16 protein-coding genes are annotated in these 14,852 nt (G+C 65.4%); 8 read left to right on the top strand and 8 right to left on the bottom strand.

Annotated features, from left to right (window positions below; genetic code table 11):
- Nucleotides 1–7: 7 nt before the first annotated feature.
- From FGL94_RS12580 to FGL94_RS12570, 3 genes are all read right to left on the bottom strand, one after another.
- Nucleotides 8–205 carry a hypothetical protein gene (locus FGL94_RS12580; RefSeq protein ID WP_144925739.1) on the bottom strand — a complete coding sequence of 66 codons (198 nt, stop codon included), beginning with the start codon at nucleotides 203–205 and terminating at the stop codon, nucleotides 8–10.
- A gap of 125 nt (nucleotides 206–330) precedes the next feature.
- Nucleotides 331–576 carry a hypothetical protein gene (locus FGL94_RS12575; RefSeq protein WP_144925735.1) on the bottom strand — a complete coding sequence of 82 codons (246 nt, stop codon included), beginning with the start codon at nucleotides 574–576 and terminating at the stop codon, nucleotides 331–333.
- Nucleotides 577–665: 89 nt separating this feature from the next.
- Nucleotides 666–845, bottom strand: a complete 180-nt coding sequence (locus FGL94_RS12570; RefSeq protein ID WP_144925732.1) for a DUF7470 family protein — start codon at nucleotides 843–845, stop codon at nucleotides 666–668.
- 90 nt (nucleotides 846–935) lie between these two features.
- Between FGL94_RS12570 and eif1A the strand changes: the two genes are divergently transcribed.
- Together eif1A and FGL94_RS12560 are read left to right on the top strand one after the other, a co-directional pair.
- The gene (eif1A, locus tag FGL94_RS12565) at nucleotides 936–1,226 is read left to right on the top strand and encodes a translation initiation factor eIF-1A (protein ID WP_008847545.1); all 291 of its coding nucleotides are present in this window, start codon (nucleotides 936–938) and stop codon (nucleotides 1,224–1,226) included.
- 56 nt (nucleotides 1,227–1,282) lie between these two features.
- Nucleotides 1,283–2,194, top strand: coding sequence for an ATP-grasp domain-containing protein (locus FGL94_RS12560; RefSeq protein WP_144925728.1), 912 nt, complete (start codon nucleotides 1,283–1,285; stop codon nucleotides 2,192–2,194).
- Nucleotides 2,195–2,220: 26 nt separating this feature from the next.
- Here the strand turns inward: FGL94_RS12560 and FGL94_RS12555 are convergent, their stop codons facing one another.
- Nucleotides 2,221–2,598, bottom strand: a complete 378-nt coding sequence (locus FGL94_RS12555; protein ID WP_144925725.1) for an Hsp20/alpha crystallin family protein — start codon at nucleotides 2,596–2,598, stop codon at nucleotides 2,221–2,223.
- Between the two features lie 276 nt (nucleotides 2,599–2,874).
- On the opposite strand from FGL94_RS12555, the gene gap reads away from it, so the two are divergent.
- Complete coding sequence (gap, locus tag FGL94_RS12550) at nucleotides 2,875–3,927, top strand: type I glyceraldehyde-3-phosphate dehydrogenase (protein WP_144925722.1); 1,053 nt, start codon at nucleotides 2,875–2,877, stop codon at nucleotides 3,925–3,927.
- Between the two features lie 114 nt (nucleotides 3,928–4,041).
- Complete coding sequence (locus tag FGL94_RS12545) at nucleotides 4,042–5,265, top strand: phosphoglycerate kinase (RefSeq protein WP_144925719.1); 1,224 nt, start codon at nucleotides 4,042–4,044, stop codon at nucleotides 5,263–5,265.
- Between the two features lie 44 nt (nucleotides 5,266–5,309).
- On the opposite strand, the gene lrp is transcribed toward FGL94_RS12545, so the two are convergent.
- Nucleotides 5,310–5,771 carry an HTH-type transcriptional regulator Lrp gene (gene lrp / locus FGL94_RS12540; protein WP_144925716.1) on the bottom strand — a complete coding sequence of 154 codons (462 nt, stop codon included), beginning with the start codon at nucleotides 5,769–5,771 and terminating at the stop codon, nucleotides 5,310–5,312.
- 126 nt (nucleotides 5,772–5,897) lie between these two features.
- On the opposite strand from lrp, the gene glnA reads away from it, so the two are divergent.
- Nucleotides 5,898–7,268 (top strand): type I glutamate--ammonia ligase, encoded by a 1,371-nt coding sequence (gene glnA, locus FGL94_RS12535; protein ID WP_144925713.1) that lies wholly within the window; start codon nucleotides 5,898–5,900, stop codon nucleotides 7,266–7,268.
- 233 nt (nucleotides 7,269–7,501) lie between these two features.
- Here glnA and FGL94_RS12530 read toward each other — a convergent pair whose 3' ends face one another.
- The 3 genes from FGL94_RS12530 to FGL94_RS12520 all read right to left on the bottom strand — a co-directional run bounded on the left by FGL94_RS12530 (nucleotide 7,502) and on the right by FGL94_RS12520 (nucleotide 11,295).
- A complete protein-coding gene (locus FGL94_RS12530; RefSeq protein ID WP_144925710.1) occupies nucleotides 7,502–9,280 on the bottom strand; it encodes an ABC transporter ATP-binding protein in 1,779 nt (592 codons plus the stop codon).
- 60 nt (nucleotides 9,281–9,340) lie between these two features.
- Complete coding sequence (locus tag FGL94_RS12525; protein ID WP_144925707.1) at nucleotides 9,341–10,270, bottom strand: glycosyltransferase family 2 protein; 930 nt, start codon at nucleotides 10,268–10,270, stop codon at nucleotides 9,341–9,343.
- A gap of 116 nt (nucleotides 10,271–10,386) precedes the next feature.
- A complete protein-coding gene (locus tag FGL94_RS12520; RefSeq protein ID WP_144926166.1) occupies nucleotides 10,387–11,295 on the bottom strand; it encodes an aldo/keto reductase in 909 nt (302 codons plus the stop codon).
- 375 nt (nucleotides 11,296–11,670) lie between these two features.
- On the opposite strand from FGL94_RS12520, the gene FGL94_RS12515 reads away from it, so the two are divergent.
- From FGL94_RS12515 to FGL94_RS12505, 3 genes are all read left to right on the top strand, one after another.
- The gene (locus FGL94_RS12515; RefSeq protein ID WP_144925704.1) at nucleotides 11,671–12,564 is read left to right on the top strand and encodes a ParB N-terminal domain-containing protein; all 894 of its coding nucleotides are present in this window, start codon (nucleotides 11,671–11,673) and stop codon (nucleotides 12,562–12,564) included.
- A complete protein-coding gene (locus FGL94_RS12510; protein WP_144925701.1) occupies nucleotides 12,561–14,195 on the top strand; it encodes a glycosyltransferase family 2 protein in 1,635 nt (544 codons plus the stop codon). Before FGL94_RS12515 ends, FGL94_RS12510 begins: the two co-directional genes overlap by 4 nt.
- A gap of 186 nt (nucleotides 14,196–14,381) precedes the next feature.
- Nucleotides 14,382–14,729 (top strand): hypothetical protein, encoded by a 348-nt coding sequence (locus tag FGL94_RS12505; RefSeq protein WP_144925698.1) that lies wholly within the window; start codon nucleotides 14,382–14,384, stop codon nucleotides 14,727–14,729.
- The last annotated feature ends 123 nt before the right edge of the window (nucleotides 14,730–14,852 follow it).

Genomic DNA, 14,852 nt, shown 5'->3' with positions numbered 1-14,852 from the left:
GGCCGCCCTAGTCGTCCCGGAACGACGCGGTGTACACGAGGAACGCCCCCGTCAGGAGCACGAACGCGAGGAACGTCACGAGCGAGAGCACGTTCGCGACCGGAGCGAGCGGTTCGAGGAACGACTGACCGGTCGAGCCGAGCACGAGCACGGCGAGGAGGGCCGCGATCAGACCGAGGAGCCAGTTCGTGAGGATCTCGTCCATACCTCCCCCTCACCGAGGCCGAGTAAAAAGGCGCGGGTACGGGTCTGTCGGGCGGACTATCGGGCCGCAGTCGAACGGCCGCGTGATCACGCGGCCGAGCGACAAGCGGTCGCGCAGTCAGACGGTCACTCGCCGGCGGCGAGCCGCTGCAGCCGGGGGAGCGCCTGCTCGTAGCCGAGCGCGACGACTCCGACGTACAGCGCGAGCAGGCCCATTCCGACCGCCCACGCACCGAGCACGAGGTCTCCGGCGGTGACCGCGGTGAGCCCGACGCGTTCGAGCACGACGCCGATTACCGAGGCGGCGCCGGCGCCGGCGACGACGGCGAGGAGTTCGATCAGTTCGACGGCGACCGCGGGTACGTCGACCATACCGGTCCGCGGCGGCCGTGGTGTATTACTCTTTCGGGAGCGCGGCGAGACGTGCTCTCGCGTCAAACGCCGAGACGCGCCGCGTGGCGCTACTTGAGTCCAAACGCCCGCATCGTCGAGTCGGCGATCCCCTTCGCGATCAGCGCGAGGCCGGCCAACAGGACCGCGACGCCCGCGCCGACGACCGGGTCGTGGACGGTCAGGATTCCGACCGCGATGAGGACGACCGCGACGCCGGCGATGCCTTCGGACCCGAGGGTGTCGCGCATGCCTCCGATCGCCGCCGCCGCGATTTAAAAGGGCGTTTTCGCGCGGAGAGCGGCCCTTTTATTTCCGGGAGCGCGTATCACCGCGTACGCATGAGCAACGGAGACGGCGGCGGTCGAAACGACCTCCGGATGCCCGACGACGACGAGGTGTTCGCGGAGGTCGTCGAAATGCTCGGCGCGAACCGGGTCAGAGTGCGCTGTGCGGACGGGAAAGAGCGGACCGCACGGATTCCCGGCCGGATGCAGAAGCGCGTCTGGATCCGGGAGGACGACATCGTCCTCGTCGAGCCGTGGGACTGGCAAGACGAGAAGGGCGACATCTCGTGGCGCTACGAGAAGAGCGAGGCCGAACAGCTCCGCGAGGAAGGCCACCTGCAGTGAGCCGGGCGCGGCTCGCCACTCGCGATTTTTAAGTCCGAACGGTTCCGAGCGGGCGTATGCTTCGGCTCGCGATGACGACGGACGCCGAGACGTTCGAGCGCGTGCGCGAGCCGCTCGCCGACCGCGGCGTCGACGTCGACCACGTGCAGGCGAAAGAGCGGGCGCTCCGCGTCTCGGGAGGTGAGGAGCGGGACGAGCCCACCGAGGCCGCGGCGGGCGCTACCGGCGAGTTCGACGGCTTCGACGTCGGCTTCGTCTACCCCTCGCGGCTCATGGAGGGCGCCGTGGTCGACGCGCGGCTCTCGGTCCCGTGGGTGAACGGTCGCGAGGCCGTCCTCACCTCCCGGAACAAGGCGGGCGTGCTCGCCGCGCTCGACGACGCCGGCCTCCCGACGCCGCGGACGACGCTGGTGTCGAACCCCGTCGACGAGGCGGTCGTCACCGAGGCCGTCGAACCCTTCTCCTACCCGGTCGTCGTCAAGCCGAACTCCGCGACCCGCGGGGTCGGCGTCGCGACCGCGAGCGACCTCGACTCCCTTTTGGGCGTCGTCGACTACCTGAACCTCGTCCACGACTACCGCGCGACCGGCGACAAGTCGTACCTGATCCAGGAGTTCCTCCCGGACGCGCGCGACTACCGGGCGATGGTCGTCGACGGCGCGTACGTCGGCGCCGTCGAGCGGGAGCTCCCCGCGGACGCGGTCGAGGAGGGGCGGTGGAAACACAACGTCCACCGCGGCGCCGAGGCGACCGGCGTCGATCTCCCCGACCGCGCACGCGAACTGGCCGAGCGGGCCGCGGAGGTACTCGGGGTCGACTTCCTCGGCGTCGATCTGCTGGCGTCGGGCGGACGGACGGTCATCAACGAGACGAACGCGCGGCCGACGGTCGACGCGGCGACGAAGTACGAGCCCGGTTTCTACGACCGGCTCGCGGAACTGATCGAGCGGACCGCCGCGGGAGAATAGCGGGGACGGGGGAACGGCTCGGCGGCCTACTCCAGATCGATCGAGGCCGAGTCGTCGTCGCGGTCGAACGCGACCTCCAGCACGCCGTTGTTGAACGTCGCGTCCGCCGAGTGCTCGTCGACCGGAACGGGGAGCTCGACGGTCTCGTCGTACTCCCGCCGGTCGGACGCCGCGGAGATGGTGAGCGCCTCCCCGTCGCACTGCAGGGAGAGCTCCTCCTTCGAGACGGCCGGGAGGTCGGCGACGAGTCGCACGCCGTCGTTGGTCGTGTACGCGTCCACGTGCGTCGCCGACCCGAAGCCGGCGTCCTCGCTTCCGGGGTTCCCGTTGGCCATCTCGTTCATCATCCGTTCGATCTCCTCGAAGAAGTCGCCGAACGGATCGTCACGGTCGTCTCTGTCCATACCTCACGTGAGGGTGGTGATCCCGATAAGCCTTCTGTCCACGACCGTCTTCGCCGCCGCTCGGGGTCGTGCGGGCGGTACGCGGCGTCTCTGTCGGTCGGTCGCAGTCTTCTCTCTGCCCTCTGGTCGTCGTTCTCGGAGTCGGGACTCGCCGGGGTCGCGCGAGCCCCGGAACCGCTCTCCTGTGTGCGGACTGGACGTAACGAATACGAACGATAGTGACCGTCTCGCGCCGACTCGGTCGGATTTAAGTATCTGGGCTCACTTTTTTCGAACATGAGTAAATCATATCTCGCCGCGGGCGATGACGTGAGCGACGACGAGGTCGTCCGGGTCGGCCTCAACGGGTTCGGTCGAATCGGGCGAAACGTGTTCCGCGCGGTGCTGGAGTCGCCGCGGGTCGAGCTCGTCGGAATCAACGACGTGATGGACTTCGACGACATGGCGTACCTCGCGAAGTACGACACCGTCATGGGACGGCTCGACGGCGTCGAGCGCGAGGGCGACGCGCTGACGATCGGCGGCACCGCGGTGGACCTGTACAACGTGCAGGACCCCGCGGACCTCCCGTGGGACGAGCTCGACGTGGACGTGGCGCTGGAGTGTACGGGCGTCTTCCGCACCCGCGAGGACGCGAGCGCGCACCTCGAGGGCGGCGCCGACACCGTGATCATCTCGGCGCCGCCGAAGGGAGAGGAGCCGGTCAAACAGCTCGTCTACGGCGTCAACCACGACGAGTACGAGGGCGACGACGTGATCTCGAACGCCTCCTGTACGACCAACTCCATCACGCCGGTCGCGAAGGTGCTCGACGCGGAGTTCGGCATCGACGCCGGCACCCTCACCACCGTCCACGCGTACACCGGCTCCCAGAGCCTGATCGACGGGCCGAAGGCGAAGACGCGCCGCGGCCGCGCGGCCGCCGAGAACATCGTGCCGACCTCGACGGGCGCCGCGGGCGCCGCCCAGGAGGTCCTCCCGCAGCTCGAGGGAAAGATCGACGGGATGGCGATGCGCGTCCCGGTCCCGTCCGGCTCGCTCACCGAGTTCGTCGTCAGCCTCGACGAGACCGTCACCGAGGAAGACGTGAACGCCGCCTTCCGCGAAGCCGCCGACTCCGGCCCGCTCGCGGGCGTGCTCGGCTACACCGACGACGAGGTCGTCTCCAGTGACATCGTCGGCCTCCCCTTCTCCAGCTACGTCGACCTGCAGTCGACGAACGTCATCGCCGGCGGGAAGCTCCTGAAGATCCTCACGTGGTACGACAACGAGTACGGCTTCTCGAACCGGATGCTCGACATGGCCGCGTACGTCCACGACGAGGCGTAAGCGGTCGACGCGGCCGGCCCCCTCTCGGGACGCCGTCGCCGCGTCCGAGACGCCCGGCGGCAACGTTCCCCCGAAGAACCACCGCTTAAATATCTCATCGACGACTGTTCGCACATGGCCCCCTTCGACACCATCGACGACATCCCGGCCGAGTCGCGCGTCCTCGTTCGGCTCGACCTCAACTCCCCGATCGAGGACGGAGAACCGCAGGACAACCGCCGGTTCGAGCGCCACGCGGAGACGGTCCGCGAGCTCGCCGACGCCGGCCACCGCGTCGTACTCATGGCTCACCAGGGCCGTCCCGGCCGCGACGATTTCACGTCGCTCGCGGACCACGCCGGCATCCTCGCCGAACACGTCGGGCGCGACGTCGGCTTCGTCGCGGACACCTACGGCGACGAGGCGCTGGCGGCGATCGACGCGCTCGGCGCGGGCGAGGTGCTCCTGCTGGAGAACACCCGGATGTGCGACGACGAGCTCCCCGAGGAGTCGCCCGAGGAGAAGGCCGACACCGAGTTCGTTCGGACCCTCGCACCGCGGTTCGACGCGTACGTCAACGACGCCTACTCGGCGGCCCACCGCAAGCACGCCTCGCTGGTCGGGTTCCCGCTGGTCCTTCCGTCGTACGCGGGACGGGTGATGGAGACGGAGTACGAGGCCAACACCGCCATCGCGACCCGCGAGTTCGACGGGCCGGTGACGATGGTCGTGGGCGGGACGAAGGCGACCGACGTGATCGGCGTGATGGACGCCCTAGACGACCGGGTCGACCGTTTCCTGCTCGGCGGCGTCGCCGGCGAACTCTTCTTACGCGCCGCGGGCCACCCGGTCGGCCACGACGTGGGAGAGATGGACCTGTTCGACGAGCAGTGGGAGGAGAACCGCGAGCTGATCGAGTCGGTGCTCGACGAGCGCGGCGACGCGATCCGGCTCGCGACCGACCTCGCGTACGAGGGCCCCGACGGCGACCGCGCGGAGGTCGCCGTCGGCGACATCGACGAGAAGACGGAGGGGTACCTCGACGTGGGCTCGGAGACGGTGGCGGCCTACGAGCCGCCGATCCGGGAGTCCGACGCGGTGTTCGTGAAGGGCGCGCTCGGCGTCTTCGAGGACGAGCGGTTCGCGGACGGGACGGTCGGCGTGCTCGAAGCGATCGCCGAGACCGACTGCTTCTCCGTGGTCGGCGGCGGCGACACCTCGCGGGCGATCGAGATGTACGGGTTAGACGAGGACGACTTCTCGCACGTCTCTATCGCGGGCGGGGCGTACATCCGCGCGCTGACGGGCGAGCCGCTCCCGGCGGTCGAAACGCTAGCGGCGGCGGCGACGCGTCAGTAGCAGGGAACGAGAAGGCGGAACCGTCGTCGCGGGCTCGACGGCGGCTACTCCGCTTCGAGATCGAGGTCGAACTGCTCGTTTTCCGTGACCGCGTTGAGGACGACGCTGGTGTTCGACTCGCGGATGTCGGCGTCGGTGAGGATCGACTTGATCTGGTCGTTCATCCCGTCCGTGTCGGTGAACTTTCCGATGGCGATCACGTCGTAATCGCCGGTGACCTCGTAGACGCTTACCATCTGTTTCTCCTGGCGGAGCTTCTCGGTCACGCTGGGGAGCGCGCTCCCCTCGACCTTGAGCTGGAGCACCGCGGTCACGTCGTAGCCGAGCTTGTCGTAGTCGACGATCGGCGTGTACCCCCGGATAACGCCCTCGTCTTCGAGATCCCGAAGGTGGTTCGACACCGTCGTCACCGACACGTCTAGCTCGTCGCCGAGGCTTCTGAGACTCGCCCGCCCGTTGCTGAGAAGCGAGTTGATGAGCTTCGCATCGAGGTTTTCGTACGTCATCACACCGATCCATGTCGTCAGGGGTTTATAATTTTACGAACGTCCAGCATTCTTGCGCGACTGGCGGTTCATGCGCCAAGCGATAAGGCCTTTATACTGGCAGATAAGGAATGAAGCGTCCAGAACATGACGGACGAACACACGAAACCGGACGGTGGCCTCACGGCCGAAGAACAGGCGGTGCTCGACGAGATCGAAGAGGAGAACGTCGATTTCCTGCGGCTCCAGTTCACCGACATCCTCGGCGTCGTGAAGAACGTCTCCGTCCCCGCTCACCAGGCGGAGAAGGCGTTCACCGAGGGGATCTACTTCGACGGTTCCTCCATCGAGGGGTTCGTACGCATCCAGGAGTCGGACATGCGGCTCGTTCCCGACCCCGACACGTTCGCGGTGCTCCCGTGGCGCAGCGACGGCGACGACGACAGCGCGGCCGCGCGGCTCATCTGTGACATCGTCACCACGGAGGGCGAGCCGTTCGTCGGCGGCCCGCGTCAGGTCCTCAAGAGCGTCCTCGAGGAGGCCGAGGAGATGGGCTACTCCGTCTCGATCGGTCCCGAACCGGAGTTCTTCCTGTTCAAGACCGACGACGAGGGGAACGCGACGACGATCCCCCACGACAACGGCGGCTACTTCGACCTCGCGCCGAAGGACCTAGCGAGCGACGTCCGAAAGGAGATCATCTTCACGTTAGAGGACATGGGCTTCGAAATCGAGGCGTCCCACCACGAGGTCGCCGAGGGCCAACACGAGATCAACTTCAAGTACGACGACGCGCTCACGACCGCGGACAACATCGCGACGTTCCGCGCCGTCGTCCGCGCGGTCGCCAGCCAGCACGACCTCCACGCGACGTTCATGCCCAAGCCGATCGCCGAGATCAACGGCTCGGGGATGCACACGCACATTTCGCTGTTCGACGAGGACGGCAACGCCTTCTCCGACGACGGCGACGAGTTCAACCTGAGCGAGACGGCCTACCAGTTCATGGGCGGCATCCTGAACCACGCGCCCGCGTTCACGGCCGTCACCAACCCGACCGTGAACTCCTACAAGCGCCTGGTGCCCGGCTACGAGGCGCCGATCTACGTCGCGTGGTCCGACACGAACCGTTCGGCGCTCGTCCGCGTCCCCGACGCGGCCGGCGTCTCCGCCCGGTTCGAGGTCCGCAGTCCCGACCCGTCCTGTAACCCCTACCTCGGACTGGCGTCGCTCATCGCCGCCGGTCTCGACGGGATCAAGACCGAGGCCGACCCCGGCGACCCGGTCCGCGAGGACATCTACGAGTTCGACGACGAGAAGCGCCAGGAGTACGGTATCGAGACGCTGCCGCCGAACCTCGGCGGCGCCGTCGAGGAGCTCGAGACGGACGAGGTGATTCAGGAGGCGCTCGGTCCGCACACCTCCGAGAAGTTCGCCGAGGCGAAGTCCCAGGAGTTCAGCGAGTACCTCACCCAGGTCTCCCAGTGGGAGGAGGACCGCTACCTGGAGACGTTCTGAGGCGACGACGCGGCCCGGTCTCTGACTTTCTCGATCTCCGGCGCCCTCGTCCCTCCGGTTTCGCTTTCTCTCGACGTTTTCGTATTGGAACCCTTAAAAACCGTCCCGTCGCGTGTTTCCGGCCGATAAATCGGTTTCCAGTTGGGTCACTCACCGCCGGTAGACTGTCACCCCGGCAGTTACACGCCAGCGATACGGCTCGCTTACCGAAGCGGAAGAGTCGTTAAGAACACTCACTGCGCGGAGTAGAGCTTCGCGTACTGGCCGTCGTCCTCGAGGAGCGACTTGTGTTCGCCCCGTTCGACTATCGTCCCGTCGCTGACCGTGTAGATCCGGTCAGCGTCGCTGATGGTCGAGAGGCGGTGCGCGATGGCGAGGATCATGAAATCGCGGTCCATCGACTCGATACCGGCCTGGACTTGCGTCTCGATGCTCGTGTCCAGATCGCTCGTCGCTTCGTCCAGTACGAGGACGTCCGCGTCCTCCAGGAGCGCGCGCGCGAGCGCGACGCGCTGTCGTTGCCCGCCCGAGAGGCGAACCCCGTCGTCCCCGAGCTCGGTTTCGTACCCGTCCGCCAAATCGTCGACGAACTCCGTGACCTGAGCGATCTCACAGACGCGCTCTATCTCCTGCCGGCTCGCGTCTTGGTTCGCGACGAGGAGGTTCTCCTCGAGCGTCGTGTTGAAAATGAACGGGTTCTGTTGTACGTACGCCACCCGCGAGCGCCACTCGTCGATGTCGTATTCTTCGACGGATCGTCCGGACGCCGTTATACGCCCGGAGTCCGGCGTGTACAGCCTCGCGAGAAGCGAAGCGATGGTCGATTTTCCGGCTCCGGACTCGCCGACGAAGGCGACGAACTCGCCGTGGTCCATCCGGAAGGAGACGTCCCTGAGTACGTCCTCGGTTCCGTCGTACGAGAAGGAGACATCCTCGAACGCGATCGGAGAGGGGTCGTCCGGAAGCGGTTCGTCACCCCCCTCGATCTCCGGGTTCCGTTTCAGGTTGTCGATGAACTCCTCGGTGCGGACGAGGTGTGGGAGCATCCCCTCGAGCTGGTAGAACCGCTTGTTCGTGCCGCTCACCGCCGGGCCGAGCTTGAACATAACGAACAGGAACGCCCCGAGCGCACCGAACGACATGCTCGTGAGCGTGAGCGCAGCGTAGATCAACCCGAATATCACCAACGCGATCGAGAGGTTGTACACGTTTCCGATCAGCGCCTCGTTGCGTTTCACCCGGATCGAGGAGCCGATGTACTGCTCCATCGCCGCGGCGAAATTGTCGCGCAGTTCGGCGCCGTATCCGAGCGTCTTCACCTCGCGAATGCCCTGCGTGCCGGCCTGAACGACCCGCTGTATCTGCTCGTTGGCCTCGGCGACGCGGTCGCCGATAGTGTACGCGGACTCGACGGTGTTCCGCAGCCCGAAGGTCAAGAGCCCAACGAAGGCCGCCGAAACGACCGTCAGGACCGGAGCGAGGTACAGCGCGATTCCGAGGTACATCAGGATGAGCATGCTCCTCTGGAACACCCGAATGAACGCCTCGATCGCCTCGCCGGCCTTCTGTGCCTGCGTGACGATCGCGTTGAGAATGTCGTCCGATCCCTCGCGGTCGAAGTAGGCGATCCGAGCGTCTAAGGTGTTCTCGAACCCGCGAGACTGGAGGTCAGCGACGTAGTTGGTCCGTAGATACACGCGCGCCCACTGGGTCAGGAATGTGAACGTGTATCTCACGGTGAGCACCACCCCGACTCCGAGGACGATGGAACCGATCGTGAACGGGAGCCCGAAGAGCTGATAGACGCGTGCGAAGGCGCCGGCGATACCGCCGTCTGGCGGCGCTCCGGACGACTGAGCAACCTCGATCAGCGGGACGATCAGGGTCACACCGATCCCCTCAAGCAGCGCGGTCAACACGCTGAACACGACGATCGCGGCGGTGAACCGCGGTCTGTACGACGCGATCAAATAGAGGCCGTGTAATTTCTCGCGGAGAGGTATATCCGGCATTGTATCCTGGTTTCGCTGTGTAGTAATTGTTAATACGGAGTTACCGCTTCCTCCACGCCGTCAGCTATGGCTGACGGAGTTCCGGACCGCCCAGGCGACGCTCCAGCCCGGCCGGCCGAACAGGGACGCTGCGGCTCCGGCTCCGCATTTCAACCGACTAGTGAGTCCGTTCGCGTAGTAGGCGGCTTGCAGGAAGTGAGACACCGCTTCGGCGGACCACGTCTTCTCCTCGAGCCAGTATCGTGCCTGCCGCTGATGCCAGTTCTCGAGGAGTTCCCGCCGGATCGACGGATACTGGTCGTACAGTTCGCGCTGGTGTTCGATGTTCTGTTTCACCTTCTCGAATCGCCGGGGACCGGTCCATTTCCCGTTCGTCTCCTGTCGATACGCGGCGAGGCACTCGTCGACGTAGTCGGCCTCCGTCCGCCGGGCCAGTTCGATCTTCAGGTCGGTGTCGCCCAACTCGATACCGAGATCGTCGTCTTCATCCATTCCCGCGAGCGGCAGGCAGTCGAGCAAGACATCGCGCTCTATCAGCATCGATCCCGTCCACATCGGGAACGTCTGGAAGGCCAGCGCCTCCTCTAAGAAGTCGCCCGACACCTTCGGCTTCGGGTAGTGTCGCTCGCCTCCCTTGATGACGCCGCAGTACGAGACCCCGACGTCCGGGTTCTCTCGGAGTACCTCGGCCGTCTTCGTCAACTTACTCTCGAGGAGTTCGTCGTCGTCGTCGAGGAACTGAACGTACTCGCCTGTCGACGCCTCGATCCCGGACGTGTAGGCCGCGTTCCAGTCGCCGTTCTCCTCGTGAATGATACCTTGGACCTCGTCGTACCTCTGTATCACGGGCTCCGCGTGCCCCTCTCCGGAGTCGTCGACGACGATCAGCTCGATCGGTTCGTAGTCCTGGTCGAGGACGCTCTCGATCGCCTTCGGGAGGAGATTGTTCCGATAGTAGGTCGGAATGATGACAGATATCTTCGGAGGCATACACGTTCCTTGCCGCGTGGGATTATTGTTAAGACCGTACAAACAGATAAAAACGCGAAATAGCGGGTCGGGCCGCAGTGGTGGCGGATGTCGAACGGTAACCGGTGGGACGGCGTTCACGGGATCATGTCCCGGATCTCCTTCGGCACGTACGGGCCGACGGCGGACCGAAACCGAGTTACGGCTCCTCGATCGTTGGTCAGCCGGAACGAGAGCGGGCCCTCGAGGTCGTGGATCCGATCCATCTCGGCGTTCGTGAGTTCGAAGTCGAACAGGTCGAGGTTCTCCCGCAGACGGTCCGAACTCGTCGTCTTCGGGATCGTGACCACGCCGTCCTGCTGGACGAGCCACCTGAGGGCGACCTGTGCGGCCGACTTCCCGTACCGTTCGCCGATCCGTGTGAGCGTCTCGTCGTCGACGACGGTACCGGCGGCGAGGGGGCTGTACGCCGTCAGCAGCACGTCGTGCTCCCGACAGAACGAGAGCATCTCGTCTTGATGGAAGTACGGGTTGTACTGGACTTGGTTGGTCGCTATCGGGACCTCGGAAGCGTCCATCGCCCGCGCGAGTTGCTCGGTCGAGAAATTACTGACCCCGACGTGGGTTACTTTCCCGTCCTCCACGAGATCGGAGAGCGCCCCGAACACTTCCACCATGTCCCCGTCCGGGTTCCACCAGTGGAGCAACACGAGGTCAATTCGATCCATCCCGAGCCGCTTGAGCGAACCCTCAACCGCCTCGGTCAGTCGATCGCGGTCCAAGAACTCTGCGTATCCCTTCACCTTGGTCGTGACGAACACGGCTTCGCGATCGACCGTTGAGGCCTCGATTGCGCGGCCGACGACGGCCTCGTTCTCGTACGCCATCGCGGTGTCAACGTGACGGTAGCCGACCTCGAGAGCCTCCAGAACGGCGTTAAAGCACTTGTACCCTCCGGTTCGATACGTTCCGAGTCCAATAGGCGGTACCGCCGTCACCTTCCCGTCTAACTCGTTGACGGGCTCGGCCACCGTCTCGCCCCTCATATTCGGTTCCATGGCGGCTCACACCCTTCGAGCCGCTCTCCGTCCGGTAGCGAACTGTATCGGAACGCACCTCCGGGCGTAGACGATCTCGCCGGTAAGAGTTCTCTCTCGGATGGCCCCTCGACGGGATCGACTCGGTCCGTCGGACTCGTGCGAATCATTACGCTCACGTGATTCTCGGTTTCCATATATTATTAATAAGTTAATAAGAATGCGACCCGGCCTCTTCCGACGGAGGTCCGCCGGGACCGAGGCGGCGCGGGAGGATCGACGTGAACGCGTCGCGTACGTTGCGGGCCTCGACAGCATCTTACATCGGATATAACTCCGTTACAGTGGTACTAACAATACGTCTCGTACGCTACGTGCCGGGAGATGCTTGGAGCGATCGCTGACGTGTACGCGGATCGAGGAGTCAAGGGGACCTGTCGTCTCGGATCGGAGTACGTCCTCCTTCGAAGTCCGCTCGCGTCGCCACTGACGAAGTCGGTCTACTGGTCTGTCGCTCCATCCTATTACCGGCGACGATACCCGACCGATCTCGACGAGAGTACGCCGCTGTCGGACCCGTTCAAGATCCGATCGGTCTCTCCGTCCCGGATACGCCGGTTCACGCGGCGGTGTTACCCCCCGTGGCGGAACCGGGACCAGCTGTTCGGGAGCGTTCGGGACGGCGACTGGGATCGGCGCCCACATGAGGCCGCACCGACCTACGGCGGCCCACCGGAGGAGCTCTTCCACGCCGACACCGTCGCCGAGAGTCCGCTGTACCGGGCGCTTCGTGCCCGCTTTCTCGACGACCGACCGTGGACGGAAACGCGGTTTATCCGAGACGTCATTGCTCGCCTCGAAGACGGCGCTGAGTACGTCTGGCACGACTGTCAGACCCGATCTGACGTCCTCGATCGGTGCGGGGAACTGGAGCGGATCCATCGGAGTATGGAGCGGAACGGCTGTCTGAGTTATCGAGAGCGGACCGCGCCCCGTGATCGCGACGGGAACTTCATTGACGCGCTTGAGCGCGAGATCATCGTCGACGTCGGGCGAGACGGCGAACTGCTGCTCGTCAGCGGGAAACATCGGCTCTGCATCGCCAAACTGCTCGAACTTGACGCGGTGCCCGTGGCCTTCCTCGTGCGCCACGCCGGTTGGCTGCGGACCTGCCGCGCCGTGGCCGACGGTGAGCGTCCTGGTACCGACCATCCGGACCTCCGAGACGTCTCGGATCAACCCACAGACGGCGCTTCGCGACAGCGATCTCTCGCATGAACAAAAAGACCCGCCGTCGGCTCCGACCCCTCGGCGTCGACTTCCTCCCGCGTCCAGTCGGAATCGGGATCCAACTGGCGATGGAAACGTACTTTTCGTGGCGAACGCCCTCGGGCCGCGACGTTATGACCGAGGAGTGGGACCTGCTGGTCATCTTGGACGGCTGTCGGTTCGATATGTTCGAACGACAGAACTGGATCGACGGCGACTTGTCCGCCCGAACTTCGCTCGCGACCGCAACACCGCAGTTTCTGGAACGGACGTTCGACGGGAAGACCTACGAGGACACCGTCTACGTAACAGCGAACCCGATGCACCGGGTCGACGACTGGTGTCCCGTCGACCTTGACGATGTCTTTCACGACATCGTCGATGTCTGGGAGACCGATTGGGACGACGGCCTCGGGACGCTCCCGCCGGCGGCGATGGCCTCCGCAACCAAAGCGGCGCGTGATCGGTACCCCGACCACCGGATCATCACGCATTTCGTGCAGCCGCACTACCCGTTTATCGGTCCGCTCGGCAAGCGTCTCGCTCACGGTCGGATGCGGGGGAAACGGCGCGCAGAGGGGGAGAGTTCCGACGCCGACGAACGGCCGGTCTGGGACGCACTCCGCGACGGTGCCTACTCGACCGAGCGCGTCCGACAGGCGTACGAAGAGAATCTCTGGCTCGTGCTGCCGTACGTGCAGGAGCTCATCGACGCGTTGGATGAGAGGATCGTCGTCACCTCCGACCACGGGAACCACGTCGGCGAAGTCGTCGCTCCGTTCCCGGTCAGGCTGTTCGGTCATCCGCCGGGGATCCGGACACCGGCTCTCGTGACAGTTCCATGGCTGACGGTAACCGACGATCGGACGAAACCCAACCCGCCCGAGGAAGCGTCCGATTCGGGCGCCGGCGGAGGCGCCCTTTCTCCGGCTGAAACGGCGTTCGGCCCTTCGGTTGACGGCGATCAGACCTCTCCCCGGCAACCGGAAGACTCCGGTGAGATCCCGCCGGCTGGCGGTGCGGAATCGCCCAGCTCGCGTGCCCGACCGGGACCGCTCGTGTCGGTCGTTATCCCGACGTCCAACCGAAACGAACGGCTCGCTACGGCCATCGAAAGCGTTCGGGACCAGCGCTACGCTCCGGTCGAGACCATCGTCGTCGACGATTCCGGAACCGGAAATGCGCGCCCGGTCGCCGAGAGATATGACACGGAATACGTCGAGCACACCGAACGACGCGGTGCAAACCGGGCGCGAACGCACGGTATCGAGATCGCCGACGGGAGGCACGTCCAACTGCTCGACGACGACGACCGGCTCCATCCCGAAAAGCTCTCCTCGCAGGTCCCGCAACTCGAACGGACTCCCGACGTCGGCGTCGCGTTCTGCGGTTACGCGTCCGACGAGGGCGTCCGACTTCCGGATCCGGGCGTTCGCGGCGACGTTCTCGAAGAATCGCTCCAGTTCGGGCCGAAGGCCTGGCCGATCTCGACGATGCTGATCTCGGCGTCGGTTCTCGACGATCTGCTACCGCTACGGGACCGAACCGGTGCCGACAACAACGGCCTCCGTATCGGGCTGAGCACGGGATGTAAGTCCGATTCGCTCGCCGAAGCGCTCGTCTACAAGGGGGACGATTGAGACCCGGCGGGCGCTCTCGTCCGACGTCGCCTCCGGTCGACGTCGCGCTCGCAGTCCGTTTCAGAGTCGGTATCGTACCGCGCGTAATCGGTGTCGGCGCGCATGGGCTGGACGAACGACTCCGTCGCGGTGGGAGACGTCGTCCTGACCGACGGTGTTTAACCGAACGCCCGAAAAGGGGGCGTCATGGAGCCGGTCGACGACTGGCGCGCGGCGATCGCGGCGGCCGGAGAGCTAACCGGCCCGATCGCCGCGGCCGTCGTCGACGAACACGGCGACCGCGGGAAGCGCGCCATCGAGGCGGTCGGGGAGGGGCGCGTGAAGCGCTACCGCGATTTCACCGTCGTGGTCGGCCACGACGACGAGTACGTCGTCGAGGACGGCGAGTGCACCTGTGCGGACGCGACGTACAACCTCGACGCCGAGGACCCCTCGGAGCGGTGCTGGCACGCGATCGCGGTCGACGTGGCTGACGCGGTCGACGCGGTCGACCACCACGACATGTGGTACTCGGAGGTCCGGGAGTTCCTCTGAGCCGGGACCGGAACCGGACCCCCAGACCGATTTATCCACCGTTCACCGGATGAGCCGCTGATACGACGCATTTCCGATCGCCCAGTCGAAAACGTTTCAACAACGGCCGGTCTCCCGTACGAT

Source organism: Halorubrum salsamenti (genome assembly GCF_007671685.1).
Lineage (GTDB): Archaea > Halobacteriota > Halobacteria > Halobacteriales > Haloferacaceae > Halorubrum > Halorubrum salsamenti.
This window is presented reverse-complemented; position numbering and strand designations above follow the sequence as displayed.